At 47.8% G+C, this 25,926-nt stretch carries 24 protein-coding genes; 3 read left to right on the plus strand and 21 right to left on the minus strand.

The window, feature by feature from the left end:
• Positions 1-22 precede the first annotated feature (22 nt).
• Genes ugpC through DESLBE_RS06045 form a run of 5 tightly spaced genes read right to left on the minus strand, consistent with a single transcriptional unit; the run spans position 23 to position 5,695 of the window.
• Entirely contained in the window at positions 23-1,201 is a 1,179-nt protein-coding gene (gene ugpC, locus DESLBE_RS06025) for a sn-glycerol-3-phosphate ABC transporter ATP-binding protein UgpC (RefSeq protein ID WP_144675703.1), read from the minus strand.
• 15 nt (positions 1,202-1,216) lie between these two features.
• The gene (locus tag DESLBE_RS06030) at positions 1,217-2,635 is read right to left on the minus strand and encodes an ABC transporter permease (RefSeq protein WP_144675705.1); all 1,419 of its coding nucleotides are present in this window, start codon (positions 2,633-2,635) and stop codon (positions 1,217-1,219) included.
• Positions 2,632-3,825, minus strand: coding sequence for an efflux RND transporter periplasmic adaptor subunit (locus tag DESLBE_RS06035; protein ID WP_144675707.1), 1,194 nt, complete (start codon positions 3,823-3,825; stop codon positions 2,632-2,634). Before DESLBE_RS06035 ends, DESLBE_RS06030 begins: the two co-directional genes overlap by 4 nt.
• Before the next feature lie 58 nt (positions 3,826-3,883).
• Positions 3,884-4,792 (minus strand): carbohydrate ABC transporter permease, encoded by a 909-nt coding sequence (locus DESLBE_RS06040; RefSeq protein ID WP_172625387.1) that lies wholly within the window; start codon positions 4,790-4,792, stop codon positions 3,884-3,886.
• Positions 4,793-4,816: 24 nt separating this feature from the next.
• Positions 4,817-5,695: a sugar ABC transporter permease gene (locus DESLBE_RS06045; protein WP_144675709.1), complete on the minus strand. Its 879-nt coding sequence runs from the start codon at positions 5,693-5,695 to the stop codon at positions 4,817-4,819.
• Positions 5,696-5,925: 230 nt separating this feature from the next.
• Between DESLBE_RS06045 and DESLBE_RS06050 the strand changes: the two genes are divergently transcribed.
• Positions 5,926-6,609 (plus strand): response regulator transcription factor, encoded by a 684-nt coding sequence (locus tag DESLBE_RS06050; RefSeq protein WP_018213228.1) that lies wholly within the window; start codon positions 5,926-5,928, stop codon positions 6,607-6,609.
• Complete coding sequence (locus DESLBE_RS06055; RefSeq protein WP_144675711.1) at positions 6,606-8,204, plus strand: HAMP domain-containing sensor histidine kinase; 1,599 nt, start codon at positions 6,606-6,608, stop codon at positions 8,202-8,204. The genes DESLBE_RS06050 and DESLBE_RS06055 overlap by 4 nt, the downstream gene beginning before the upstream one ends.
• On the opposite strand, the gene DESLBE_RS06060 is transcribed toward DESLBE_RS06055, so the two are convergent.
• From DESLBE_RS06060 to DESLBE_RS06080, 5 genes are all read right to left on the minus strand, one after another.
• Positions 8,185-8,937, minus strand: a complete 753-nt coding sequence (locus DESLBE_RS06060; RefSeq protein ID WP_144675713.1) for an AAA family ATPase — start codon at positions 8,935-8,937, stop codon at positions 8,185-8,187. The genes DESLBE_RS06055 and DESLBE_RS06060 overlap by 20 nt on opposite strands.
• Before the next feature lie 7 nt (positions 8,938-8,944).
• Complete coding sequence (locus tag DESLBE_RS06065) at positions 8,945-9,682, minus strand: type II toxin-antitoxin system Phd/YefM family antitoxin (RefSeq protein ID WP_058491596.1); 738 nt, start codon at positions 9,680-9,682, stop codon at positions 8,945-8,947.
• 145 nt (positions 9,683-9,827) lie between these two features.
• Positions 9,828-10,004 carry a hypothetical protein gene (locus DESLBE_RS06070; protein WP_243131242.1) on the minus strand — a complete coding sequence of 59 codons (177 nt, stop codon included), beginning with the start codon at positions 10,002-10,004 and terminating at the stop codon, positions 9,828-9,830.
• 164 nt (positions 10,005-10,168) lie between these two features.
• The gene (locus DESLBE_RS06075; RefSeq protein ID WP_144675715.1) at positions 10,169-12,100 is read right to left on the minus strand and encodes a cell wall-binding repeat-containing protein; all 1,932 of its coding nucleotides are present in this window, start codon (positions 12,098-12,100) and stop codon (positions 10,169-10,171) included.
• Positions 12,101-12,418: 318 nt separating this feature from the next.
• Positions 12,419-12,901 carry a GNAT family N-acetyltransferase gene (locus tag DESLBE_RS06080; RefSeq protein ID WP_144675717.1) on the minus strand — a complete coding sequence of 161 codons (483 nt, stop codon included), beginning with the start codon at positions 12,899-12,901 and terminating at the stop codon, positions 12,419-12,421.
• A gap of 460 nt (positions 12,902-13,361) precedes the next feature.
• Here DESLBE_RS06080 and DESLBE_RS06085 point away from each other — a divergent pair, with 460 nt between their 5' ends.
• Positions 13,362-14,432: a LysM peptidoglycan-binding domain-containing protein gene (locus DESLBE_RS06085; protein WP_144678623.1), complete on the plus strand. Its 1,071-nt coding sequence runs from the start codon at positions 13,362-13,364 to the stop codon at positions 14,430-14,432.
• Positions 14,433-14,549: 117 nt separating this feature from the next.
• Here the strand turns inward: DESLBE_RS06085 and DESLBE_RS06090 are convergent, their stop codons facing one another.
• From DESLBE_RS06090 to DESLBE_RS26925, 11 genes are all read right to left on the minus strand, one after another.
• A complete protein-coding gene (locus DESLBE_RS06090; protein WP_144678624.1) occupies positions 14,550-15,017 on the minus strand; it encodes a hypothetical protein in 468 nt (155 codons plus the stop codon).
• Between the two features lie 154 nt (positions 15,018-15,171).
• The gene (locus DESLBE_RS06095; protein ID WP_144675719.1) at positions 15,172-17,667 is read right to left on the minus strand and encodes an ABC transporter permease; all 2,496 of its coding nucleotides are present in this window, start codon (positions 17,665-17,667) and stop codon (positions 15,172-15,174) included.
• On the minus strand, positions 17,664-18,341 hold the full coding sequence (locus tag DESLBE_RS06100; protein ID WP_144675721.1) for an ABC transporter ATP-binding protein: 678 nt from the start codon (positions 18,339-18,341) through the stop codon (positions 17,664-17,666). The genes DESLBE_RS06095 and DESLBE_RS06100 overlap by 4 nt, the downstream gene beginning before the upstream one ends.
• A 109-nt stretch (positions 18,342-18,450) precedes the next feature.
• A complete protein-coding gene (locus DESLBE_RS06105; protein ID WP_144675723.1) occupies positions 18,451-19,377 on the minus strand; it encodes a HAMP domain-containing sensor histidine kinase in 927 nt (308 codons plus the stop codon).
• 1 nt (position 19,378) lies between these two features.
• A complete protein-coding gene (locus tag DESLBE_RS06110; RefSeq protein ID WP_144675724.1) occupies positions 19,379-20,065 on the minus strand; it encodes a response regulator transcription factor in 687 nt (228 codons plus the stop codon).
• Positions 20,066-20,773: 708 nt separating this feature from the next.
• Positions 20,774-21,451, minus strand: coding sequence for a DUF554 domain-containing protein (locus DESLBE_RS06115; protein ID WP_015943875.1), 678 nt, complete (start codon positions 21,449-21,451; stop codon positions 20,774-20,776).
• 50 nt (positions 21,452-21,501) lie between these two features.
• The gene (locus DESLBE_RS06120) at positions 21,502-22,320 is read right to left on the minus strand and encodes a GyrI-like domain-containing protein (protein WP_144675726.1); all 819 of its coding nucleotides are present in this window, start codon (positions 22,318-22,320) and stop codon (positions 21,502-21,504) included.
• A gap of 15 nt (positions 22,321-22,335) precedes the next feature.
• Positions 22,336-22,986, minus strand: a complete 651-nt coding sequence (locus DESLBE_RS06125; RefSeq protein ID WP_144675728.1) for a YjgB family protein — start codon at positions 22,984-22,986, stop codon at positions 22,336-22,338.
• Positions 22,987-23,078: 92 nt separating this feature from the next.
• Complete coding sequence (locus DESLBE_RS06130; protein WP_144675730.1) at positions 23,079-24,269, minus strand: IS701 family transposase; 1,191 nt, start codon at positions 24,267-24,269, stop codon at positions 23,079-23,081.
• Between the two features lie 483 nt (positions 24,270-24,752).
• Complete coding sequence (locus DESLBE_RS06135) at positions 24,753-25,340, minus strand: hypothetical protein (protein WP_144675732.1); 588 nt, start codon at positions 25,338-25,340, stop codon at positions 24,753-24,755.
• 34 nt (positions 25,341-25,374) lie between these two features.
• Positions 25,375-25,923 (minus strand): hypothetical protein, encoded by a 549-nt coding sequence (locus DESLBE_RS26925; RefSeq protein WP_243131243.1) that lies wholly within the window; start codon positions 25,921-25,923, stop codon positions 25,375-25,377.
• Positions 25,924-25,926: the final 3 nt, after the last annotated feature.

Raw genomic sequence — 25,926 nt, forward strand, 5'->3', positions numbered from 1 at the left:
ATAAAATCCGACGATAATTTGTTTACATAAGCCGGCTATCCATTTGTTCCCTGGATACGCGGTGTTCCTGCCCCTCCGCTTCCATATTCACCCCGCTTTCCGGAGCAAAGAAATGAGCTTGGGCCAGATTAAAAACGATCTCCACTTCCTGCCCTGCTTCCCCCCGGTATTCCGGCTGGGCTCTGACCACAAGCTCCCTTCCCTGAACCGTGACGTAGTGATAGTTCTCCGCTCCCCGCAGCTCGGTAAATGCCAGCCTTCCCCGCACCCAAGGCAGCTCCGGCGGGCAGGCCGGAAATCTCCCCTCCAGGGGGCGCAAGGCAAGATGTTCAGCTCTGATGCCCAGAATTGCCTTCCCGCCCTGCCGGCAGCCTTTTGCCCGAAGTGCCGCCCCCCGGACAGAGGGAACCGGCAGGAGAAAATCCCCCAGACCGGCACAGAGGCCGTTCTTTTGTTCTTTAAAAGAAACTTCAAGGAAATTCATTCTGGGATTGCCGATAAAACCGGCGGCGAACCGATTGGCCGGGTGGTTATAGATGTGCTGGGGTGTGTCCACTTGCTGAACAAGGCCTTCTTTCATCACCACAATCCGGGTGCCCATGGTCATAGCTTCCGTTTGATCATGGGTCACATAGATAAAGGTTGTGGCCAGCTTTTTATGAAGCCTGGCGATCTCTATGCGCATCTGGGTTCTTAACTGGGCATCCAGATTGGACAGGGGTTCATCCATTAAAAACACCTGAGGCTTTCTCACCATGGCCCGCCCCAGGGCAACCCTCTGCCGCTGCCCGCCGGAAAGCTCCTTGGGTTTGCGTCCCAGCAGATCTTCCAGGTCAAGGATGCGGGCGGCTTCCAACACGTTTTGCCTGATCTCCCCTTTGGGCATTTTCCTTAATTTAAGCCCGAAAGCCATATTGTCGTAGACCGACAGGTGGGGATAAAGAGCATAATTCTGAAAAACCATGGCAATATCCCGGTCTTTGGGAGGGACATCATTGACCAGTCTGTCCCCGATATAGAGTTCCCCGGCGGAAATATCCTCAAGGCCGGCGATCATTCTCAGAGTTGTTGTTTTGCCGCAGCCGGAAGGGCCTACCAAAACCAGGAATTCTTTGTCCTGAATCTCCAGGGAAAGATTCCTGACGGCGGTGACCTGGCCGGGATAGGTTTTCGATATGTTTTTGAGCAGCAGTCCTGCCATTCTTTGTTCAGCTCCTTAGTTTTTTATAGTCCTGCCTTTGAACCCTGCGGCTAGAAATACGGCGGCAAATACCAGAAAGATTCCTTTGCCGTCGCTGGCCAATGGCATTCCTACCGCCAGAAGAATCCCCATGCCCAGGAGCAAGGCCATGATCAGGCAGGCACAGAAAAACAGTTCCATCTTCCAGGCACCTTTCTCCGGGATATTTAACGGGATATTTAACCGGTGAAGCCCCCGGCCCAGGAGGGGCCATCCTAGAATCAGGCTTAAGAGCAGATTCCAGTTCTGAATCCCCTGGAGAATATACAGGAGGTCTTCCCCGGGAAAAGCCCCAAACCCGCCGCCCTGGAAGGAAGCTTTCAGCCGGTTCTCCAGCAGGTCGGCCCAGAAAGAAAGATCGATCAGCTCCTGGGGTATGTTTTCCGGCGCTATATAGAGAGGAAAGCGGATCAAAAACCCAAGGGCCAGCATGCCTCCCAAAGGAAGCACTGCTTTGACCAGGCCGGAAAAAAGCCTGCCCCCGTCCTGCCTGAAGATCTCCCCCCAGTATTTTTCCCTGAGTTCGGAACGGAGGAAATCGTAAACCTCCCGGGCCTTCTTCTTGAACAGGTTGAAAAGCAGGCCCAGCACCACCACTCCTGCCAGGAAATTGCGCAGGTGGTTTTTTTGCTTCAGAAGCAGGATCTCCATCGTGTAATCGGTAATCCGGTAGGCCCCGGGGTCCTGGCCGATTGCGGTCAGAGCTCCTTCCAGAAAGGCGGTATTAGAGCCGGTGGTGCCGCTGTCTTTGGTTTCCGCTTCCAGAAAGGTTATGCCGGAACCCTCCTGCAATTCCAGGAGCTTGGCTATGGGGATGTAGACCGTACCTGTTTCCTGGGCCGCTAAACTGCCGGTCAGGGAATTATCCTCGCCGGCCACCCCGATGATGGTAAATTTACGCCCAAACAGCTCGATCTCCAGCCCCGTCACATTGCCGCTTCCGAAAAGACTGCGGGCCAGCTGCTCATCGATGACGGCCACCTGTTGATTTCCATGGCCGGGAGTCAAGAAGCTGCCTGCCATAAGATTCATGGTGTGAAATTGCCGGTAACGGTCATTGACACCCAGTACCTGAACCGGGCTCTGGTTATTCCCGTAAACGGCCGTGGCGGACACCTTCGTGCCGTAAGCCAGATCATGGCCGTCCAGATAGTATTGAGCAAGCTGACCCATCTTGGCCAAAGTAAGGGGCCCGCTCCCCGCCGGGCCGGCATCTTCCTGCCGGACAGCGGTGATTTTATGGGTTTGGTGCAGGCCGTAAATTCCGGTCATCTGGGCGGAAAGGGACTCTCCCAGAACAGAACTTACGGTCAGCAGTAAAATTCCCAGAGCCAGCATCAGACAGGCAGCTTTAGCGGATTGGGGCTGGCTCGGCTGTGTATTGCCCGGTTTCAATTGGCTGCCTCCTTCAACACTTTATCGCCATCCGCCAGGGGTTTATTGCTCTGGATGATGACTTCGTCCCCAATCATATTGGTAAGGGCCGATTTTTCATTGTCGCTGTCTTCCACATTGACATCCAGTCTTTGCACATAGTTTTCCATACCCAGGGGACCCTTGCGGGATTTCAAGACATAGACAAAAGAGCCGTCGCTGTCCGTATAGATGGCGCTGTTAGGCACCAGGACCGGGTAGGGCTTGGTTTTTTTGCTGAGATATATTTCTCCCTTTTCGCCCCCGGCCAGACCTTCCCCGGCTAGGCCCTCCCCGGCCAGGTCAATCCATACATCCTTTTGTTCTCCCGGATGCTGGCTGTTGTCCGTGATTCTTTCGATTTTGCCCTCGATCCTTTGATCCAGGGAGTAAATATTGACACTGACCGTATCCCCAGGCTGGGCATATTCGGCCAGCTCCCCGGCTATGGGAACAACCAGACGGAATCCCTGGCCGGTATCGGCTAAACGGAAAAGGGGCTGTGTGCTGTTGGCCGATGAACCCGCGGCGAAATTCAGCTCGGTAATGATGCCGTCGGCGGGAGCCGTATATATCCCACCGTTGGCCACCTGTTCAGCCAGGCTCTGCACTTTTCGCTCCTGCATGGTCAGATTAAGCCGGGTAGTGTCACAGTTTCTTGCAGCCTCAGCCAGAGCTTTTTCAGCATTGCGCAGATTGATCTCTGCTTCCGCCCCATTTTCAACGAGAGCTTTCATGTTTTCATAATCCCTTTGTTTTTGTTCCAGAGTATCTTCGGCCCCTGCCAGAGAGAGCTCCAAAAGCTGGAGGCGGGTTTGTTCGTCCAGATAACTATCCTGAAGGCTGCGGATGTCGAGGCTGAGGATGGTCTGGCCTTTGCTCACTCTGTCTCCCCGTTCCACCAGGACCTCCTTAACAGGCAGATTGGCCTTTGCATATTCCTCCCACATCTGCTTGACCTCCACCGTCCCTTCTCCGAATATTTCCTTGATCAGGACCCCGTTGGTCGGCCGTTCCGCTTCCACTTTGGGCAGGGTAAAGTGAAGCAGCGTATTGGAGAAAAAGGTCAAAACCATCATCATCATGAAAAACATCAGACTCAGGCGGCCGATGGTCTGCTTTTTTCGACCCTCATGAGGCGGGATAAAATCCGCCGGTTCTTCCTTGGGCATTTTCCGTCTCCCTTCTGTCTTTCTTCCCTGGTAAGCCGCAGTAAGCTGCCTGGCCGGGTCAGCCCTTAATCCCGGAAAGCCGGATTCCTTCCAGCAGGTATCGCTCGGCATAAAGGAAATTCAAAAGCATGGGCAGCATATAAAGGGTTGAGGCCGCAAAGGCCAGCCCCTTTTCCCCGTCGACGATCTTGGCCAGATAGAGGGAAAGGGGCTGCCGGGTCGCATCCTGCAGGAAGATCAGAGGCTGTTCCACCATATTCCAGTTATCGATAAAGACCAGAATGGCCATGGCGGCTATCCCCGCCCTGGACATGGGCACAATGATTTTCAGAAAGATCTGGAAGGGGTTGGCCCCGTCCACTTTGGCCGCTTCCAGATAGGAATCCGGTATCTGCTCCATATACTGCTTCAGAAGAAATACGCCAAAAGTGCTGAAAATACCGGGAAAGATAATGGATAAAGGGTTATTCAGCAGGCCCAGCTGGCCGGCGATGATATAATTGGGCACCAGGGTTACCTGAAAGGGCATAAGCATCACGACGATATACAAAAAGAACAGCACATTCCTCCCCCTGAACTTCATTTTGGCAAAGGCATAAGCGGCCAGGGTGGCCACAAGGGTTTGCCCGATGACGATGGGAAAGGTAAGCAGCACCGAATTCCAGAACATAAAGAGGAACTGGGTCTTTTTCAGCAGCACGCTGTAGTACTGCTTGAGGGTCACTATATCGGGGATAAGCTCAAACCGGGCAAAAGGGTCTGCCCCACTGTCCTGATAACTGTTCAGACTCTTATCCGTGACCGGGCCATAATTCGTAGTGATTTCCTGCTCACTCATCAAGGAATTGGTAAGGGTCACCCCTAAAGGGAACAGAAAAAAGACGGCCAGAGTCAGCAGAATCATAAAGTAGACTGATTTATGGAGAGAATGCTTTCCTGAATTGAAGAGCTTTGCCGGTGATAACATCCTTTCCCTCCTTTCCTGAGTTTTTTAATTGATCAGCCTGCTGATTTTCCTCTCCACAATGAACAAGAGCAGCACCGCGGCCACAATAAAGGCAGCCATGATAAAGGCCGCGCTGGTCAGCTTCTGGTAGTCCAGGGCCGTAAACATATTGTTCATGTAGTGCTGCAGCATATAGATGCTGCTATGGGGATATTCCCCGGCCATAAGATAAGTCTCCCGGAAAACCTTGAAGGAATTGATGGTGGAGATGACAAATACAAAAAAAGCCGTGGGAGTCAGATAAATCAGGGTTATCCGGAAAAATTCCTGCAGGCGTCCCGCTCCGTCGATCCTGGCCGCTTCGTAATATTCGACAGGTATGCTCTGCAAACCGGCCAGGAACAAAACCATGCTGTAGCCGGTATTTTTCCAAAGATAGACCACCAGAATGGCAGCTCTGGCCCATTCACTCTTCAGCCAATCCACAGGCTGAAGGTTCAGGGCATGAATGAAGGAGTTCAGGACACCATTGATATCAAAAAAGGACTGCCAGACCAAAACCACCGAGGCTACGGGAATGACCAGCGGGGTGATGAAGAGTGTGCGAAAAAAATTGCTGCCCTGGATCTTCTTGTTCAAGAGCAAGGCCACTCCCAGAGAGAAAAGCATATTCAGCGGAACACAGACCAGGGTAAATTTGCCCGTATTGGCCAAGGCTGTCAGAAAGCTCGGGTTCCTTAACAAGTCCGAGTAATTGCGCAGCCCAACGAAGTTTCCGTGCAAGGGGCTGTCCACCAGGGAATAGAAAAAACCGTTCATAAAGGGCAGCAGATAAAAAAGCGCAAACCCGATCAGGCTGGGCCCCAGAAAGAGCCAGGGCAAAAGGTTTATTTTCCGCTTGCTGAAAAATTTTGGCCATTTCATTTTGTTTCACCTGCCTCTTCGCCGTCCACTTTATCTTAAGGGACGATTTGGGCGGTACCGTGGAGCCAATATGGCGGTTTGATGGCATTTTGATGGTAGTTTGATGACAAAGCCTTATTTTGTATTTCCGGCAGTCAGGCATATGGTAAACTATCTACGGGGGGGAATCGTGATTGTTTTAATGAAGAATATCGCGAATGTCCCATACTAAACTCTTAAGGTGGCTATTGATGAAAAAGACAATATTGATTGTGGAAGACGAGCCCCGGATGCAGACTATTATTGCCGATTACCTTGAGGATGAAGGCTATCAGACTCTGGCCGCCGCCAACGGGGTTGCGGCCCTGGAGCTTTTTAAAAGCAAGCGGGTTGACCTGATTCTTCTCGATATCATGATGCCCAAGCTGGATGGACTGTCCGTCTGCCGGACGATCCGCAAGCAGGATTCCCGGGTGCTCATTATTATGCTTACGGCCAAATCGGCGGAAAACGACAAGCTTTTGGGCTATGAGTACGGAGCCGACGACTACATTACCAAGCCGTTCAGCCTCAAAGTCCTGGTGGCAAAAATAAACGCCCTTTTAAAAAGGGCGGATGCCGGCGCTCAGGAAACACCGGAGATCTATGAAATTGGCCGCCTGGCCATAAACCAACTGTCCCATACCGTTACTCTGGCCGGAGAACCCATCGAACTGACTCCCAAAGAATTTGAGCTGCTGGTTTGTTTGGTCAGGAATAAGCAAAGGGTGCTTACCCGGGAAATGATGATGAACCTGGTTTGGGGATATGAGTATTACGGCGATTTGCGCAATGTGGACTCCCATATCAAAAGGCTCCGGCAAAAATTAAAAAGCGAAGGCCGGCTCATCACCACCGTCAGGGGCAGCGGCTATAAACTGGAGGCCGGTCAATGAAACAGCATAAGAAAAGCATTACCTTTAAGCTGTTTATCATTACCTCCCTGTTCTTTATATTCTTTACCAGCCTGACCATGCTGCTGCAGACCGTTTTTATCGAGAATTTTTACCTGAGCAAAAAAACCAAAGATTTTGAAGCCAATTTCCAGCAATTCAGCAGCGCCTACAGCCAGCTGGGCGAAAACAGCACCGATTCCTCGGCGCTGCTAAGCGAATTCCAGGATAAAAACAACGCCAGCACTGCCATCATCAATCTATCCGGTTCTACCCTGCGTATTTTTGAGGATAAACGGCAATTGCTTCTCAAAATTGCCAAAAGGCCTGCCTCCGGTTCCGGTCCCATGTCGGAAATCACCGATGATATCATTACCTACAATATGGACAGCAAAATGAAAATGTTGATCAACGGGATGCGGCAGTGGACCTCGGACCCCTTGGCGGTGGCTATGGTTCTGGATGAAGGCAAACATCTCATCTATCATTCCGGTGTCAAAATTGACGGTCAGAACAGCCTGGTGGGGATTGCCCCTATCGTCAGCGGCGGCAAAGTGACCGGTGTTTTGACCGCTGCCGTTTCACTGCAGCCCATCGGGGAGGCGGCGGCGGTTATCCGGCAATTTTATGTTTACTTCTATCTGATTGCTTTAGTCTTGATTTTCGCCCTCTCCTTCATCTACTCCAAGATTATCGCCAAACCCCTGGTCACCCTGAATAAAACAGCCATTAAACTGGCCGAAATGGATTTCTCCGCCAAGTGCCCCCTTAACTCCCAGGACGAATTAGGCAGTCTATCCACCACCTTAAATTTCCTCTCAGACAAGCTGGATTCTTCCATATCGGAATTAAAAGCAGCCAATGAGAAACTAAAAGAAGATATCGAACGGGAGAAAAAGCTGGACCTGATGAAAAATGAATTTATCGCCGGGGTATCTCACGAATTAAAAACCCCGATTTCTCTGATCAGCAGCTATGCCGAAGGGATTAAGGACAATATCACCCATGGTGCCAAAAGGGAATACTATGCCCATATCATCATGGATGAAAGCAAAAAAATGGCCTCCCTGGTGGAGGACATGCTGGATCTCTCTCAGTTGGAGTCGGGCAGCTTTAAACTTAAGGTTGAGGATTTTTCCCTGACCGGCTTATTAAACAGTATCAGCGAAAGGTATGCCGGGGATCTCCGGCGGAAAGGAAAAAACCTGGACCTGAGCATTCCTGCCCATGATCTGGAAGTCAGAGCCGATATGTTCCGAATCGAACAGGTTTTAACCAATCTTATCGACAATGGGATCAAGTACAGTCCGGAGGGCGGGATCATCAAGATTTCGGCCCACGATCAAGGCGATACCGTAGCTATCGAAGTGGAGAACCCCGGTGAGCCCATCCCGGAAGCCGAGCTGCCCCATATCTGGAGCAAGTTTTACCGGATTGAGAAATCCCGGAATAAAGAGCTGGGCGGTACAGGACTCGGACTTTCCATCGTCAGGGAGATCCTGGACCGCCATGGCAGTGCCTATGGAGCGGAAAACACCGTGTCCGGAGTAAAATTCTTCTTTACCTTGGCAAAAGTCATCATTCCAATAAGAGTTTAAGCATTTTCTGCGGATGATTTAAAAAAGCACGGGTCACCCGGTAATGATCGGTTTCCTGGTAACCGACCTGTTCAATGTCATCCGCTATTTGGTAGATCAGCGCGTCCGGATAGGCCATGATGATCGGGGAGTGGGTGGCAATAATAAACTGGGCCCCCTCCCCCACTAATTCATGCATCCGGCTGAGCATGGACATTTGCCGGGATGGGGACAGCGCCGCCTCAGGTTCATCCAGAATATAAACGCCGTCGCCGCTGAACCGGTTAAGAAATACAGCGAAAAATGATTCGCCATGGGATTGCTCATGTAAAGAACGGCCCCCGTAAGAATTGATTAAAGGCGGCCCGAAAGCCATTTCCGAATCCAGATCATCAAGATTCGAAGCGAAATTGTAGAAGCTTTCTGCCCGCAGGAAAAAACCGTTCCGAGGGGTTCTTGTGCCTTTAACAACCTTCACATACTTGCTCAAATCGGAATGGGTCCTTCGGGAGGAAAAATTGAAGTTTTTGGTTCCTCCCTCAGCATTGAAACCATAAGCCACCGCGATGGCTTCCAAAATGGTTGACTTTCCGGAACCATTCTCACCGACAATAAAGGTCACTTTAGGATGCAGCGCTAAGGTATCCAAATTCCTTACCGCCGGCAAATTAAAGGGATACTGAGCAAATGACGGAACCCTGCTTCGCTCTAACTCAATATATCTAATGTACGGGCTTAGGCTTTTGGATTTCATCACTAAATCACCTGCCAACCGACAGAAACACTTCAGCCAGCTCGACCTTCAAGCCGCTGAAACAAACCGATTCGGCATATTCGTGGGCCCCTTTCTGAAAGGCCCTGATGTCGGCTATTTCCTTCTGCTCCAGCACATAGACGTTGATCAGCTTATTTTTCGGATCAACCATCCAGTACTCCTTCACGCCGCATTGCCGGTAAAGCTCCAGCTTTTTAATAAGATCCTTGCTTCTGGTGGACATGGAAAGAACTTCAACCACCAGGGTGGGAACTCCTTTATACTTGCCCTTTTTGTCCATATTATCCTGATCGCAGATAATGATGATATCCGGCTGAACCACACAGATGTTGTCCTCTGCCTTAAAAAAGGTCACATCAAAGGGCGAAGTGAGAGAGATACATTTTTTGTGTTTAAACCAGTTATAGAATGCACCATGAATTTCGTTAACAGCATATTGGTGTTCATAAGAAGGAGACGCCAGATTGTAGATGACGCCGTCGATCAGCTCAAACCGCTGATCGGAAGACTCTACCAGTTCCAAAAACTCTTCATAAGTCACCCTTCCCCCACGGGTTTGATACTCTGCGGCCTCTTCCGCAACCAGGCTTTTATGGGGGTCGTCACAGGGCAGGATTCTGGCAATATCCCTGCCGTTCTTGGTCACAATGATTTCTTCATGGACCTCCACAAACTTTAAATACTTGCCAAAATTGTTCTGGACCTCCGTCGAAGGAACTCTCATCGCCATCCCTCCCGATTAGCTATCTACAAACTATTATTCATAATTTTAGCTAATTTGTCAACATAGTCTTCCAAATTAGCTAAATACAATCACCTTCTATCTCTGCTGCCTAATAGTTCTTTGTCTTCAGGTACTCATTGAAGCCTTAAGCGCCGACCTTCCAGGTTTTGGCCCTCTCCTGGGCATCCCAAAGCGCTTTATATAACCCGCCCTTTTCCAGCAATTCATCATGCCGGCCTCTTTCCACAATCTCCCCTTGGTTGAAAACCAGAATCTGATCCGCACTGCGGATGGTTTTTAAATGATGGGCAATCACCAACACCGTTCTGTCCGCTCTGTCCTTTTAAACCCCACCGTCACCAGTGGAGCTTAAAAGCATAGTCTATAGCTGCTATAATCTTTAGGTAAAAAAATTCATTTCATCTGCTGTAACTTGAGAGGCAAAGTCGTCAAAAAATCTTGAGCTCTTTTGAGTTTTCTTGACAATTACTTTGTAATCACATAGACAGCTTCTGATTGCAGTCCTTTTGAAGTATCATTGCAGGCCTGAATCTTGTAATAATAAGCTGTCTTGGAGAGCAGATTGTCATCGTAAAAGTGGGTATTGACAACTGTGGCTAAAATACTATAGGGTCCTATTTTCGATGCGGACTTGTATATAGTATAGTAAGAAGCCTTGTCGACCCTATTCCAACTCAGATAAACTTCACCGGTCTGTAAAGGAATGGCCTCGAAATTCGTGGGCGTACTCAGCGCGTTAGTGTCTGAGGCTGGACCCGTGGCAGAGCCATTGCCGGAGGGATTCTCCAGATCCGTGCCCTGGCCGGCCTGAACAACTGCCGAGTAAGGGCTTACAGATGAGGCACCCACAGCCTGAATCCTATAATAATAAGTAACCCCAGAAGTTAAATCAGCATCCAGGTAGTAGGGATGCTCAACCGTTGCAATGCGCGCAAATGCCCCATTGGCGGAGGCTGCCCTGTAGACCTCATAATAATCCGCATGGCCCACTGCATCCCAGCTGAGGTTGGCTTGATGGTCATTCTCTACTGAGACCGCCACATTTTGGGGCTGGGATAAATTTTCGCTGACCGGCGGAGTTGTTCCGCTAACGATCTTTGAATAGGGGCCGGACTCGGATTTGGTGTGTGCTTTTACTTTATAATAATAGGTTGCTCCCGGCTCAAGAGAGGTATCTATATAATAGGGAGAAAAAGCTGTGGCAAGCTCCATATACCTCCCGTCAGAGGCTGCAGCTCTGTAGACAGTGTATGAAGAGGCTTCGCTGTTATTATCCCAGGCAAGATAGACTTGTTTGGCGCTCACCGCTGTGGCTTTAATATTGGACACGGCTAACTCTCTGTTTTCGCTGCCTATTTCATTACCTATTGCATTACCTGCCACCCCTGCTTCCAAGGCAATTGCATCCAGCAGATTATCCGCCAGGGCACCTGTTCCGCCAAAGGCGACAATCTTCTGGATGTGGGTGCTGTTCTCCCGGAGGAAACTGCTGGTGACTTCTTTCAGGGGACTGCCGACCAAAAGCACAGGTGCATCATATAAAGATGCCAGGACGGAGCCTGCCAAAGTATCAGGATAAGACGATCCGGCGGCGACAAAGCATCGGCTCATATCCAGCTCAGGGGCAAAGGCTTCGACAATAGCTACATTCAGCTCATACCAATCGGAACCTGTGAAACGCCGGGGAGAAGGAAGCTGCCTGTAGACCTCGTCACTAATCGCCTCTTCGCCCCCCAGAACATAAGTATCCTCAGCTTTTTGGTCCAGCAACTCTTTCAGGTCTGAGGAAATGCTATCTTGGGGTGTGAAGAGAATCGGCATGCCTTTTTTAGCCGCTATGGAGGCAATGGATAAAACATCTTGAAAATGTTCGCCTGAAGCGATAACTGCTTCTTTAAAGTCACCCATAGCCTGAGCTACCTTCAGTGAGGTTTCATAGCGGTTTATTCCGGCTATCCTTGCTGCATCAATGCCCAGGTCCTCAATGCTCTTGATGATATTTTCACTGATTACCCCTGGACCGCCGATAACCATGACCTTTTTAACGTCCTTGGCCAAGAGTATTTCTTCCGTCGCTTTTGCCAAGGCGTTCTTCGAAGTGAGCAGGATGGGGGCGTTATGCTGCTTGGCAAGGGATGCCGCACATAAAGCATCCGGAAAGCTCTCGCCACTGGCTATGACGGCATAGTGCGCAGTATCCCAACCCGCTCTGGCTATTGCCGCTGCAGTCTCGTAGCGATCCGCTCCCGAGATTCGCTCTCCCGCTTCTGTGGGGCCATCATTCAGTCCGGGGCTATTGGTGGGGACTGACGGAGAACTCAGGGCATAGGTATTCAGAGGCGCTATGCTCATAAATAAAATTAAGTAAAGGATGACAGTAAGCTTCAGCTTTCTCATAGTTCTTTCCTCCTGCGTCATATCGTCGTAATTGTCAAATAGTCTGCACATGGATTCAATCATTTAGATCTCAGATAATATACTTCAACAGATAGATCCGATTTCCTCCAGCTTACCACGGACTTTATATGCCTTGAGAATATAAAAAGAGCCAATGAGAATTTACATGAGCTTATCCCTATGGGACTGATTCCTCACATTCTCTAAAATATTTTCACACTGCTCTATTGTAATCATTTACACTACAAATCCCTATGCTACCCTTGAAGTGTAAATGGTTACAAACAAAGTCCATCGAAACGTATCAACTGCCAAACCTCAGTCTGAGGGGGAATCAAATTTCACGCAACAGCCTTTCTTCATAACGTGATAGCACAGATAATGGCCATTATCTGTTTTTATGCGATGATATTCAACCGGTACATACCCTCTGTGACTGTACATCTCATAGGCCGGAAGTGAAGCATCCAGTACAGCTTCCGGATATGCAGCGAAAACAATCCCCTCCAATTCGTCCATCATGAAGGTTCCAAAACCTTTGCCCTGGTAGGCTGGCAACACAAAAAGCCGGTTTATTTCATTCCCCTTGATGCTTCCTGTGCCGACAAACTCCCCTTCTGCTTCCAACAGGAATACCTCATTGTCGGCAATAGCCTTTTGGATAGCTTCATGGGAATGGTGGCGCAGAAAAAACTCCACGGCACCCTGGGGATAATAGTTTGGATATACAGCTCCAATAGTCTCGTTGACGATCTTTTGAACAATCTCAAAATGCTCATATGCAGCTTTAATGATTCCCATATTTTCTCCTCTTTTTCACCTGCTGATTTTTTCTACCTCAATAGCTTTAATAAATTCTTTGCATACTACCTTGTTTCCTTTTGGCTTCCTGAATTTTGCACAACACTCTGTCAAAAAACTGTGCCAACGCGCACGACAGGCAGGACACCTACCATATCATTTCAAATTTCTGTTGTGAGATATAATGCATAGATATAGCTTTTTAAAGATAGTCTTCAGCTATTGCATAATTATTAATTAAAATGATTATAAACATTAAGTTGCCAATGTTAAAATTGAAAATCTCTTATTAATATTCTTGATATTCCTATTAACGGTATATTATAATTTTTATATTGCTTTGGTGAAAAAAGGTATTTTAATAATACTCCTGTTTAAAAGTCATAAACGCTAATTATAACCTAAGTAAGGAGGGGAAATTTGTTGTAAAAAGGAGTATTGGAACAAATATTTGGCATCAATGCAAAAAAAACATTGGAGGTTAAGCATCTTGAAGATTACTAAAGCAATTTCTTCAACTCTGTTAGTCACTCTATTTATGTTCACAGCCATCCCGTCAGCAGTTTTCGGTGTCTCCGCGGACAAGTATTCCTATTCTTTGACCGGTAAAATTGGCACCGAAACGGCAACCCTTCAGTTAGAACCCAGTCCAGCTGAGGAATACGAAGTTGTTCTTGTGGAAGCGGACGCTGAAGTAAAATTCACACCCAAAGAAACAATGTCAGCCACCATCAGAGCCTATGACCCTGACGGTTTCTATGCAGGCAGTCTCATGTGGACCATAGATGGCCAGGAAGAAGCCGTAACCGAAATTGAAGCCAACCAAACAGCAACTGCAATTCTTACCGAGTATTTCTGGGGTATGGAACCTTACTACGTACTTAGTTTTGGTAATGCTGATGATACTACTACCAAAATCGTTTACAAGATCTCTGATGGCACAGCAGCTCCGGCTCCGGAAACCACCCCTGCTCCGACCGAGGAACCTGCTCCTGCTCCGACTCCAGAGCCTGCTCCCGCTCCGACTCCAGAGCCTGCTCCCGCTCCGACTCCGGAGCCTGCGCCCGCTCCAACTCCAGAGCCAGCCCCTGTTCCGACTCCGGAACCCACCCCAGCTCCAGCTCCGGTACCTGCTCCTGCCCCCACTCCGGCACCTGTAGCAGAATCTCAAGGAAATGTTACATATGCAGTACAAGCAGGGGATACTTTGGGAACTATTGCTTTAAACCATTATGGAAGCTATGAGTATCATACCAAAATCTATAATGCCAATAAGGACCTTCTTAAGAAAAACAACAATAACCTCACTGTCGGCATGAGCCTCGTTTTACCTGGTGATGGACTGTTGCCTGCTCTTAAGAGCGAAAGCGGAACAATTTACACTGTCCAAGCCGGAGACACACTTGGCAAGATTGCTGCGAAGCACTATGGAGACGCCAGCAAATATATGAATATTTATGAGGCCAACAAAGATAGAATTAAAAACCCCAACCTGATCTTTGAAGGACAAAAGATTGTTTTAACAAAATAGGTCTTTCAGATACCTGAAAACCTTTACCTAACCTCCTATACAGAGATCGAATGTTAAAAAAGTGGCATAATGAAACAGGCCGGCAGAGAATATGCCGGCCTGTTTTCGTGGAAACAATTAGCGCTCTGCAATTTCTTTAGCCAATTTACTTCTTTTCAACTTATTATGTCTGAGTAAACTAATTAGTATTTTCGGATTTTTATATGAAAGTCGAACAAGAAAATAATTTATCCATTCCACAAAGGCAAACAATGAAAGAAAAAAGCCTAAAACAGTATACAGTAGATTATCATAACTACCTATTAATATAACCGGGATAGATAGGGCGATAAGGGCTAAGTTAATATATTTAAAACTATAAAATACCCTGCCCACGTTTTTTATAGTTTTACCTTTTAGCCTTTGTAAACAAAGAAACCAATACAAAGCTCCCTGCAAAAGAATAAAACATAAGATTGACAATGGGTAGAGTACCGGCAGAACAAAACCCTCGAATCGCCAATAGTATAAAGCCAAAAAAACTACTATACTTGCCAACTCTCCCGTATATAGCTTGGTCAATTCAGTCATTACTTTCTTCTTCATCATGCATTGCTCCCACAAATTTCCGCTTATTGTTATGCCTATTTTACCACACACGTCAACCTTGTCATTTCATTTTTCCCTTGTAGAAAAAACCGGCCTTTTGCGGGAATCACTCCCCAAAAGGCCGGTTTTAACATCATCTTCGTTCCCCTGTTTACTCGGCCATTCTCAGCCGTTCCACAATGCTTTGTTTAGCGGTTGCATAATAAACGATATAGGGAACAAGGGCTCCCAGAACAAAGAGCAGGGGCAGAATGATCAGCAAGGGCCAAAATACGAAGCGATAGCTTAAAAACCAGATTTGTTCGCTCAAAGGACGCAGAATAAGCAGTGAGAAGCCTACACTCAGCAGGATGGAGCTTATCCCGGTCAAGGCCGCATAACAGCCCCCTTCGCTGCAAAGCATACCCACCAGCTGCCGGCGGGTCATCCCGATGCTCTGGAGCATAGCCAATTCCCGGTGACGGGTCAGGATGCCGGTTAAGACGGCATTGACAAAATTGAGTACACCGATCAGGCCGATAATCGCCGCCAAGCTGCCGCCGATCAGAACGGCGGTGTTCCGCAGGCCCTCCAGGGAGGACAGGGCGGTAAATTTCGAGCTGTAGTTCATGGTAGGCTCAACTTCCGCAGTATACCTTTTCAGGAAGTTCTCCAGGTCCCGCTCCTGAGCTTCCGCCACGTTAAAGGCATAGCTCATGGGGAAGGAATTGCCGGTCAGCTCCCGGTAGATATCCGCCGGTAAAAAGAAAGCCGAGCCTCTCCAGGAACCATCGGTATTGGTCTGGGGATTGGCCACCACATGGCCCAGAACCGTCATTTCCCGTTCGGTACTGCCGTAATTCAAGGTAATCTTATCCCCTACCTGATGATTAAAGCGGCCGGTCTCCACCTTTCCCTGGTCATCCGCTTGTACACCTTCCAGGACATAATCCCCGCCGGCCAGCTTTTCCCGATCCAGTTCACCATCCACAAGCTTCAAGCGGGAAAAGGGGAATTCCTCCAGCCCATAAAGGGCAGTGGCCAGGGAACCGTCCGGCTGCTGGTTCATGGTTTGAGCTGAAGTCCCGCTCTGATAGCTGGCCCAGGAGCCATAGAGGCGCCCCCCGGTTTCAAATCCTTCCTGAGCGCCGGCAGCAGAGATAAAGCTTTCGCTGAGGGCACTGCTTTCACCATCGTATTGATGGTTGAACAGATTGGCGTGACCCAGCAGGAAGTCCGAATCGCTGAACTTCTCCAGCCCTTTGTTCAGATCAACGCTTTGGGAAATCGTAAATACCGTGTTGGTCAGCACAATGCTCAGACTGAGGCTGAGGACAACCAACACGGTGCGGCGTTTGTTGCGCCCCAGATTGGCCAGGGCCATCCGCCAGGGTTTAGCGCCATGGCGGGACTTTTTGAGCTTTTTGCCGCTGCCGCGCTCCTGATCCGTATAACGCATCGCTTCCACGGGGGATATTCTGGCTGCCATTTTTCCCGGTTTATGGGCACTGATCCAGACTGTGAATAAGGCAAACAAGGCGGCCCCGGCGAAGATAAGGGGATCAGGAGATACGGAAACCCTGCTGCCGGCATAGCTGGATCGCTCCATCAAATAGGGCACCAAGGCCTTCCCCACCAAAAATCCTGCCAGCAGTCCCAGGGGAATGCCTATCAAGGAAAGCCGCAAAACCTGACGGCGGATGATGGCCCGCAGCTGACGGCCGGTGGTACCAATGGTTTTGAGCAGGCCGTAAAAGCGGATATCCCGCAGGACCGAGATTTGAAAGATGTTGTAAATAATCAGATAACCGGTCAGGACAAACAAGAGCAGGGCACTGGCCAGGGCAGTCACGGTTCCGGCATCCATCCCCACCCCCGTGGACAGATACGCCCAATTAACGCCCGTGGCCAGGTAGTTGGAGTCGCCCTCCTCCATGGAGAAGCCGCTTTCCGTCACAACCTTCTCCAGATTTTCTGCAATGCCCAGGCTGTTGGCAAACTTGATATATCCTGTGATGGTACCTGTTAGAGATTTATCCTCGGGATAGGTATAGTGCAGCTCCTCTGAATAGGCATCCAGGTAGGCGCGGGAAGCAAAGATTTGACCGATATTGAACCCCGGATCGCTTTCCCACCAGCCGGCCAGGATGAAATCCCGCAGGACCCGCCGGCCATGAACCGTGATCTCCAAGGTGAGCGGAGCTCCCACTTCCAGGGGAACCCCCAACAGCTCCAGGGTTTTGGTATCGGCGATCACTTCATTCTCGGCCTGAGGTTTATGCCCGCCGGTGGGCTCCGCAAAACCGTACTTCAACCCCACATCGTCATAGTACCAGAATTCCGTATGCCGCCTGATCAGGGCCTGGTTATCCACGCTGTCGCTCATTATGCGGCAGTAAGCCATTTCCTTGACCAGAGGATGCTCTTTGATCCGCTCATATTCTTCATCTGTGACATATTTGACAGCGGCATGCCCATCTCCGCCGGACATGATCATGGAGGCACGCTGAATGCTTTCCACCAGGCCAAAGCCCATGGTAAAAACACTGGTGAAGAGAATGGCCGTCAGGGCGATGGCAATCACGGCAATCACGTTGCGGGTTCCCGCTGTGCGGAAGTTGCGTTCTGCCAAAGTGCGGATGGCTTTGTTGTTTTTCACCTTGATCATATTCCCTCACCGCCCGCTATTTTGCCGTCCTCAATGCGGATGATCCGATCAGCCAGCTGGGCCAGTTCTTCGTTATGAGTGATCATGACGATGGTCTGCCTGAATTTTTCCCCGGTCACTTTGAGCAGCCCCATCACATCCTGACTGGTTCTGCTGTCCAGATTCCCGGTGGGTTCATCGGCCAGAATAATGGCCGGTTTGGTTGCTATGGCTCTGGCAATGGCCACCCGCTGCTGCTGGCCCCCGGAAAGCTGGCCGGGAAGATTCTGCAGCTTGCTTGCCAAGCCCAAGGTTTGAACGATTCGGGTCACATACTCCTCGTCCGGCTCGTTGCCATCCAATTGGATGGGTAAAATAATGTTCTCATAGATATTGAGCACCGGCACCAGATTATAGCTCTGGAAGACAAAGCCGATCTTGCGCCGCCGGAAAATCGTCAGCTCTTCATCCTTCAGAGAGAAAATTTCCTTGCCATCCACGGCAACCATCCCGCCGCTGGGCCGGTCAAGCCCCCCCAGCAAATGGAGCAAAGTGGATTTGCCGCTGCCGGAAGTGCCCACCACGGCGACGAACTCCCCCTTGGCCACCGCCAGGTTCACCCCGTCCAGAGCGCGGACAGCCGTATCACCCTCGCCGTAATATTTGCGCAGGTCCGTTGTTTTTAAAATAACCATGCTCATTTCCTCCAAAAGAAAAGTCTGTATCAGCTTTTTCCTTGATACAGACAGGATAACACAAGAATCTTTCCTTATTCTTTCTCAAATCTAACAGTTTTGTAAGATTTCAGCGTTCTTCAGTAGGCAGAAACACCGAAAAAACCGCTCCCTGCCCCGGCTTTGCGGACACCTTGATATATCCGCCGCCGGCGGCAAGAATTTCCCTGGCCAGAAACAAACCCAGTCCCACGCCCTCTTGTCCGCTTACTGCCGGTGAACGGTAAAAGCGGGCAAAGATTTGGCTTTGTTCTGCCTCGGCTATGCCCATCCCTTGATCAGAGATATCAATCCGGTAAAAGAGCTCATAGGGGATAGCCCGGATGCGGAGCAGGCTTTGGGGGGGAGAATATTTCACCCCATTATCCAGAATGTTGTATAGCGCCTCGGCCGTCCATTTGGGATCGTAATAGGCCCTACCCACTGCCCTCTCCGCTTCAATTCCTATCCCCTTCTCCTCCGCTTTTAATCTGATTTGAGCTATGGCCGCCTCAATCAAGGCTTGCACCTCACCCTGCCGGGGTGTTACCGCAATGATTCCGGTTTCCAGGCGGGATGCTTTCACCAGGGCGCCGATCAGAAAATCCAACTTTTGGGCTTGAGCAGTCAACGCCTTGACACAGAGGGCACCTTCCTCCGGCAGCTCATGCTCCTCAAGCAGCTGGGAATACAACAGGAGATTGGTGATGGGTGTCTTGGTCTGATGGGAAATGTCCGCGATCAGGCCCTTTATTTTATCCTTTTCCGCAGCCAGGCTTTGGGAAGACACCTGGCACACCCCTAAGAAACGAGCCATTTTGGCTTCCGTGGCCGACAAGAGGGCTTCATCGAAAGCGGTCTCGGTAAAGCTGCCCTCGATGGCCCTATCCAGCATGGTATTCAGGGAATCCATAATCCGCCGCGTCTTTCTCCGCTGCCAGAGAACTACACCAGCCGCCAGGGCAGTTACAGTTACAGCAACAGCCACTGTCCCCGCTGCCCAAATCCATGTATCCATATCAGGGCACCGCCCAGGTGTAACCGATACCATAAACGGTCTTGATGAAACGGGGTGAGGACGGCCTGTCCTCCAGTTTATTGCGCAGACGGTTTACCGTTACCGAGAGGGCGTTCTCATCCACATATTCGGCACCCTCCGTCCAGATGGCATCCACCAGCTGGGCCCGGGTCAAGGTCTGCCCGCGGTTTTCCAACAGCAGGCGCAGCAGCTTTTGCTCTGTTTTGCTCAGCTCAAGGGGAACACCGTCCTTGGCAAACTCCATTCTGGCAAAGGAAAAGCAAAACCTTTCCATCTCCACCGTGTCGCCGGCTGAGGGATGAGCGTTTCTCAGTCTGGCGTTGACCCTGGCCCGCAGGATCATCAGGCTGAAGGGTTTGGTGATGTAGTCGTCCGCTCCCAGTTCCAGACCCCTGACCACATCGGTTTCCAGGTCATTGGCGGTGAGGATGATGACGGGAACAGCCGAAGTTCTGCGCAACTCCTTCAGAAACTCCAGCCCGTTGCCATCAGGCAGGTTGAGATCCAGGATCACCAGCTGAATGGAAGTGTTCCGGACCGCTTGCCTGGCTTCAGTTAAGTTCCGGGTCTGCACAAAAGCAAAATTATTGTCTTTAAAGGCCAGAACGATTCCTTCGCTCAAGGCTAGATCATCTTCCACGATCAGAATCTTATTGATTGTGCTCACCTCCTGGGTGAAATTATGGATCAGCGTTGGTATAAAACCAACATTCAGCGGAATTTTGCTCCACTAAAATGCTGGTCTTTACCTTATTCTATACAAAACCTGTTTAATTCTTTTTGTGTCATATTGTTTAAAAAAATGGTTTTGCAGAGGGGGTATTATACAAGATAATTTTTTCATTTCCGTCAATAACCATGATTCCTTGATCAGTCATAGAATCCAGGTATGATTTGCAAATAATTCATTCTTGTCTTTTAGGTATTCAGTTTAATCATGAATACAGAACAGCCTGTTTGTCTCATCTGATAGAATGCTCTCAAATTGTTGAACAGATATGGCCTTATCATTAATAACTTAATGTTGAGTATCGAAGTATTCAATAAATGTGCTGCAGCCGAATTAATGAATAATGGAATATTGTTGTTATCGGTTATAATTACGCCGCAAGGAACAAGATCTACAAGGGTTTGCCATTCGCCTTCTTTTGCCTTTACTCATAATGTATGCTCCTTCCAACTGTTCTCAGAGAAATCTTATTTTTCTTTTTTCCTCCCGATGATTTAATTATACCATCCAGACCGATTTAGCTGTTGGATCAATTTAATGGAAGATGTCATTAAAAAGAGCATAAAAAACGGGGTAAACAACCCCCTTTCAATACTTGAAAAAACGTTGGTACATGACAAAAATTAATAATAAGCTCCTTTGAAATTATAGTATTGCTTTTATAATAAACCACACAATCGGTACAAATAATGCAGGCAGCATATTCAATGCATTGCAATCCTTGATTTTCAAAATGGATAGCCCGGAGCTCAAAATCAGGAATCCGCCGATCAGAGAGACTTCATTGAGTAACTCAGCAGTCAGAAAAGAGGATAAATATCCTGAAAGGAGATAGATACTGCCTTGCCATAAAAACAATACTACCGCGGATAAAGCAATTCCAATGCCATAAGCAGAAGCTAAAACCAGTGATGTAACGAAATCCAAGGTCGCATTGGTATATAAATAAGTGTGGTTGTCATGAAGTGCACTTTCCATAGGCCCTAAGATGGATAACGTTCCGACGCAGAACAACAATATGGCGGTGGAGAGTCCTTGGCTCAAATTCCCTTTGGAGAAACGTTTTGTGAGCCTTTCAAACCGGTCATTCAAATTTATAAACGAGCCGGCAAGACTGCCAATTGCTAAACTGATGATAAACAAGACGGGAAAAGTGCTTTTAGGCATGCTTTGGACAATCGCGTTGATTCCTAAGCCACATGCAGCAAGCCCCATAGCATTATACAATGCGTTTTGATATTTTTCCCCGATGCCTTTTTTAATGCTGCCGCCCATCATACTCCCAACCAGAATAGCAAGGGTATTGACAATAGTACCTATCACAACAAAACCTCCTTCATGGTAAAATAATAAACCCTCCAATAGTTGGAGGGTCAAGATTTTTTATATGGAATCTGAAGCTCGGTGATGAATTTCGAGGGATCATTGGTCAGGCCATAATCGATTAAGGCAAATTCAAGGGAATCTCCTGCCAGCTCATACCCATTTTCTTTCATATATTGAAGCATTTTGATATAGGAAGCCTCCGCGTCCGGATGGGTGCCTTGGAAGCGCAGTGTCAGGTAATTGCCCCCCGGCAGGCACGATAAGTTTTCCTGGCAGTTATCCTCCGGTTCAATGACGACAAAAACGGCCGAAAATTTATCGAAATTGCCTCTTTGCAGATTGGCGCTTGAAATGGAAACGCCTACTTTGCCAAGAAACATCACAGCGTGGAGAGAATTGCGTTTTGCCAATTCACGGATCGGTTGTTCCAGATCGTCTGAAATGGCAAGCTCTTTTTTTAGTACAGCTATTTTCCTCTCCTTTAGGGTACGCTCTTCTATTTTATCGAATTCGCTCTGAAAGGCATCTTCAATCTGCAATAACCTGTTTTCAATTTTCTTTTCGATTCGATCCAGTTGTTTGCGTTCTTCTTCCACTTGCCGTTTTTGCTCCCTGAGAATTTTAAGTATTTTCTTATCATCACGATTTTCCAAAAACTCACGAATTTTTGGCAGAGGCATATTTAAAGAGCGAAGATAATGAATGGTATTCAAACACTCAAATTGACGTGTGGAATAATAACGGTATCCGTTTTCTTCGTTGACGAATTCGGGCTTTAATAAAGCAATCTTATCGTAATGACGAAGGAGACGAACATCTATATTAAAAAGCTTAGAAATTTCTCCTATGGAAAACAATTCATTCATAATATCCTCCGCTTTCTACCATTGTCTCCCTGGATCATTGGCCATAGAGTTGACGGTTCCTTGAGGATAGAGTACCGAATAATGATCTAAGGCCGGGTCTGGATTTGTACTGGTTGCCTTTGGGAAGACAAGCAAGATCTTAAACTCTTCTCCTGCAGTATAGCCAATGATGTCCTCTTCTCCTACTGTAGCAGTGTAGACAGGTGTTCCAAAACTATTCTTTACTTTAGAAAGAGTAATTTTTTGTAATTGTTTATCAAAAGACCGAACCTCGAAAATCTGGGACCCTTTATTAAAGCCGAAAACCATGGCATGGTCAGCGTAAGTCGCATAGTTTCCTTTGGCAGCCGCAACCCAATCGACGCTATCAGGCTTACCCCATTTTTTCTCTACATCTTCAATAACCGTTAGTTTCGCCGCGAAATCACTATTGATAACTTTCCCTTTTTCAGCTAGCTGCCTTATACTCACTAATAAAGCCTGACTGGGATCTGTTTGATTCGGGGAAGACGGCGGGTTTGTTATCTGAGAATCCGGTGCTGGCTGCTCAGGATTATTCTGTGACTGGGGTTCAGATGAGAGTGATTGTTCTTGTAACCCGCTATTCGGCTGCGGAGGGTTGCTCTGAGCAGAACACCCCACAGTAAAGATTACGGTGAATGTTATTACTGTAAAGACAAATGCTTTTTTCGTTAATTTAAACTATAAATGAGTATTTTTCGTTACAAATATTTACAGACACTTGGCTAGACTTCCCCCTATCCAGCTTTTAGATGTTTTAAAACGTCATCCAAAGGTATTCCCTTTTTACCACAACCATAAATCCATTGAATGTAGTGCCCTTTTACTTCTTTTCTGACTTTCCGTAGTCCTTTGCCAAAGGGTAGCGGCTTTCCCAACCCAATAGTACAGTATAGATGAGTAAAAGCAAGCAATGTCCAAAGCCTTTCAATGGAACGGATCGACCGCACTTGGTAGCCGTTGAAACCAAGATTGCCCTTGGCTTGTCGAAAGAAGATCTCAACGGGCCATCGTCTGCTGTAGTAATCCAAAATAGTTTGCGTTTCTAAGGAAACATCTGTGCACAGAAAGGCATGTAGGGCTTTAGATTCTTGAAAGGCTTCTTTCGGCCAACACAATAAAACCACGGCATTCTCGATATCATTGAGAGCTCCTTCATAGCGATAAACCCAGTAGGATGAACCGTTCACGGTCACAAGGCGAACTTCCTTTTGGGTCACATAGGAGGCAAAGGTATCGAGACGAACTCGAATCCCTTGAGGATAGAGAATGCGGTTGGTTTTAAGAGCTCCAATCAGTTGGTAGCCTCTTGCTGCATAAGTGTTCATGAGTTTAGAGCAGGTATACCAAGAATCGACCAAGGCATAGCCTGACTTAGGGGGAATCGGCATGGTTTTAGCCAATTCACAGGCGTCATCAATTTTGCTCTGCTTGGTTTTATCGTATCGATGAATCGTATGAATGAGCGAGTGATTACCACATTGAACAAGGGTTGCTTGGACTTGATGTCCCCAAATACTCTTACCCTCTAAATGAGAAAAATGAAACTCTGTTTGCTGGATGGGACGTTGTGCCTGTGACGAAGGTTTAGTCTTGTTACAAACAGTGTCATCATGAATCACGAATAGGGGTTGCTCCGTCTCTTTCGAATGGGATACGACAAAGTGAAGGGATTCTTGTTGAACAATTTTCTGGATATAGGATGCATCCCAAACCCCATCAGAGAGGAAATGTCCAATGGATGTTCGGTGAACCGAGCTCCACTCGGCAATGTCCACTACCTTACCACGATATCCTTTAGCTGTGGCAGCCACGATAAATTCTTGAATATGCCGTAAAACAGGCTTTGAGAAATATAATGGCAGCCGATAGCTTTTAAAGAAATTGAACATTGCTTCGTTATTTGGTAAGATAGAGTTCAGAGACATTGGCTTCCTCCTTGGGATGGATTTGTTGTGGTGACTTATTTTATACCACAGAAGGAAGCAGATTGTCTCTATTTATTTTCTGGTAAAACAATGGAAGCAATTTTGCTCGTTTATAGTTTAAACATAAAAGATTCTCCTTTGATTGGATTTCGGAACCTAGGTTAATTCTGACCTAGATAGTTAGACGGAATTACAGGCGCTTTTCTAACGGTAAAAATCAATGATTTTACAGATGGATTTCAACCGGAGGACGGTCTGGGAGCATGTCAAATTGGTCACCAGTGACCAATTTGACATGCTCTCTCCATTAAAAAAGTTTGGTCCGTACTCTTCATAAAGCTGTATCAGCCTTAGTAAGGGCTATGTTTTCAACCTTGGAAAACATAGCCCTTTATGTTCCACCCACAAAGAAACACTGCTTTTTAGCTCAATGCCAATCCAATGACTTCATTGGTTGCAGCATCTAAAGCAGCTCTCCATTGTTCATTGATCCCCATCTACTGAATACCACTTAAACTCCTCACTCCGAAAAACATTGGTATTCTTGGGATATCTATATTCATAAAGCGTATTCCCCTCTGCTGATAAAGCTATCGCATTTAATTCATTATTTGCTTGAATAGCCTTATGCCAGGAAAAGATTGCAGGGCTTCCTTCCGTAATTTCTTTTCTTACTCTATCGTCCTTTGGCCCGGCTTCGATAAAGGCAATTTGGGGATCCGTTGTCTCAACTGCCAAAACTGCTGCCTGTCCTCGATTGTCTGTATAACTCATCCAACCCACAGTTTCTATCGGATCAGCTGATTTTTCGATGTGGACAGCAACCGGAGCCCTCCACAAGAGCGAAGACTTAATCGAAATGACTGTCCTGGGTCCCTTATCTGTATCAAGGATGTAAACCTTGCTCCAGCCAAAATCCACATCGCCAAGAGGCTCCGCATTCTCTCCTACATCCGAATGAGCTTTGGCTGCTGCAAGCGGGGTAACCCTATAATCCCCTGCAAAATAATAACCAAAAACAAGGACCATAACTAGGATTACTGCCACTGTGAGCTTATTAAAATTTCTCATGGTCTCCCCTCCTGACTAATATGTATATTAATTCCTATTCGACAACCTTAACCGTTATTTTATCGGAGATACTTATGGGGTTTATATCTCCTTCATTTAATGAAAAATCTCCAACGGCTTTAACCTCATATTCTCCTTTAGGCAAAAATAAGCCTTTCGCCGGACTAAGTTCTCGCCAATAGTCTGCTATTGGCTCATCGCCGCCAACATAGAGTTGACAATCGTAAGTATATAGTTTATCTCTCTTTAAAGTTGTGGCGGTCTGTATGGGAAGCTTAATTCCTCCGATCTCAAGTTCATTGCCATCAGAGATATAAAATAGAATGCCTGGATCACCATGCCAAAGGGTGATCTCTCGATCACTTCCAACGTATTTCAGAGTTGCCCAAATACGAATCTTATCTGTGCTTTTATAAATGGGTTTACCTGAGTACACTTTCAGCTCGAAAAGCTCATTGCTGTCATCATGCAGATCATGGATGTCATTGAGTTGAACAAAGTCCACCCAATCAATAATCACATGCTGGCCACAGCCGCCGAGCAGCAACACCATTGCAATAATAGCTATAGATACACCTTTCATTCG

This window comes from Desulfitobacterium sp. LBE (assembly GCF_007830365.1).
Taxonomy (GTDB): domain Bacteria; phylum Bacillota; class Desulfitobacteriia; order Desulfitobacteriales; family Desulfitobacteriaceae; genus Desulfitobacterium; species Desulfitobacterium hafniense.

Excerpts from the sequence above, each read along its gene's own strand:
- ugpC (WP_144675703.1), bottom strand. The coding sequence starts at position 1,201 with ATGGCAGGACTGCTGCTCAAAAACATATCGAAAACCTATCCCGGCCAG.
- DESLBE_RS06035 (WP_144675707.1), bottom strand. The coding sequence starts at position 3,825 with ATGCCCAAGGAAGAACCGGCGGATTTTATCCCGCCTCATGAGGGTCGA.
- DESLBE_RS06040 (WP_172625387.1), bottom strand. The coding sequence starts at position 4,792 with ATGTTATCACCGGCAAAGCTCTTCAATTCAGGAAAGCATTCTCTCCAT.
- DESLBE_RS06045 (WP_144675709.1), bottom strand. The coding sequence starts at position 5,695 with ATGAAATGGCCAAAATTTTTCAGCAAGCGGAAAATAAACCTTTTGCCC.
- DESLBE_RS06050 (WP_018213228.1), top strand. The coding sequence starts at position 5,926 with ATGAAAAAGACAATATTGATTGTGGAAGACGAGCCCCGGATGCAGACT.
- DESLBE_RS06055 (WP_144675711.1), top strand. The coding sequence starts at position 6,606 with ATGAAACAGCATAAGAAAAGCATTACCTTTAAGCTGTTTATCATTACC.
- DESLBE_RS06060 (WP_144675713.1), bottom strand. The coding sequence starts at position 8,937 with ATGAAATCCAAAAGCCTAAGCCCGTACATTAGATATATTGAGTTAGAG.
- DESLBE_RS06065 (WP_058491596.1), bottom strand. The coding sequence starts at position 9,682 with ATGAGAGTTCCTTCGACGGAGGTCCAGAACAATTTTGGCAAGTATTTA.
- DESLBE_RS06075 (WP_144675715.1), bottom strand. The coding sequence starts at position 12,100 with ATGAGAAAGCTGAAGCTTACTGTCATCCTTTACTTAATTTTATTTATG.
- DESLBE_RS06080 (WP_144675717.1), bottom strand. The coding sequence starts at position 12,901 with ATGGGAATCATTAAAGCTGCATATGAGCATTTTGAGATTGTTCAAAAG.
- DESLBE_RS06085 (WP_144678623.1), top strand. The coding sequence starts at position 13,362 with ATGCAAAAAAAACATTGGAGGTTAAGCATCTTGAAGATTACTAAAGCA.
- DESLBE_RS06090 (WP_144678624.1), bottom strand. The coding sequence starts at position 15,017 with ATGAAGAAGAAAGTAATGACTGAATTGACCAAGCTATATACGGGAGAG.
- DESLBE_RS06095 (WP_144675719.1), bottom strand. The coding sequence starts at position 17,667 with ATGATCAAGGTGAAAAACAACAAAGCCATCCGCACTTTGGCAGAACGC.
- DESLBE_RS06100 (WP_144675721.1), bottom strand. The coding sequence starts at position 18,341 with ATGGTTATTTTAAAAACAACGGACCTGCGCAAATATTACGGCGAGGGT.
- DESLBE_RS06105 (WP_144675723.1), bottom strand. The coding sequence starts at position 19,377 with ATGGATACATGGATTTGGGCAGCGGGGACAGTGGCTGTTGCTGTAACT.
- DESLBE_RS06120 (WP_144675726.1), bottom strand. The coding sequence starts at position 22,320 with ATGAATGAATTGTTTTCCATAGGAGAAATTTCTAAGCTTTTTAATATA.
- DESLBE_RS06130 (WP_144675730.1), bottom strand. The coding sequence starts at position 24,269 with ATGTCTCTGAACTCTATCTTACCAAATAACGAAGCAATGTTCAATTTC.
- DESLBE_RS06135 (WP_144675732.1), bottom strand. The coding sequence starts at position 25,340 with ATGAGAAATTTTAATAAGCTCACAGTGGCAGTAATCCTAGTTATGGTC.
- DESLBE_RS26925 (WP_243131243.1), bottom strand. The coding sequence starts at position 25,923 with ATGAAAGGTGTATCTATAGCTATTATTGCAATGGTGTTGCTGCTCGGC.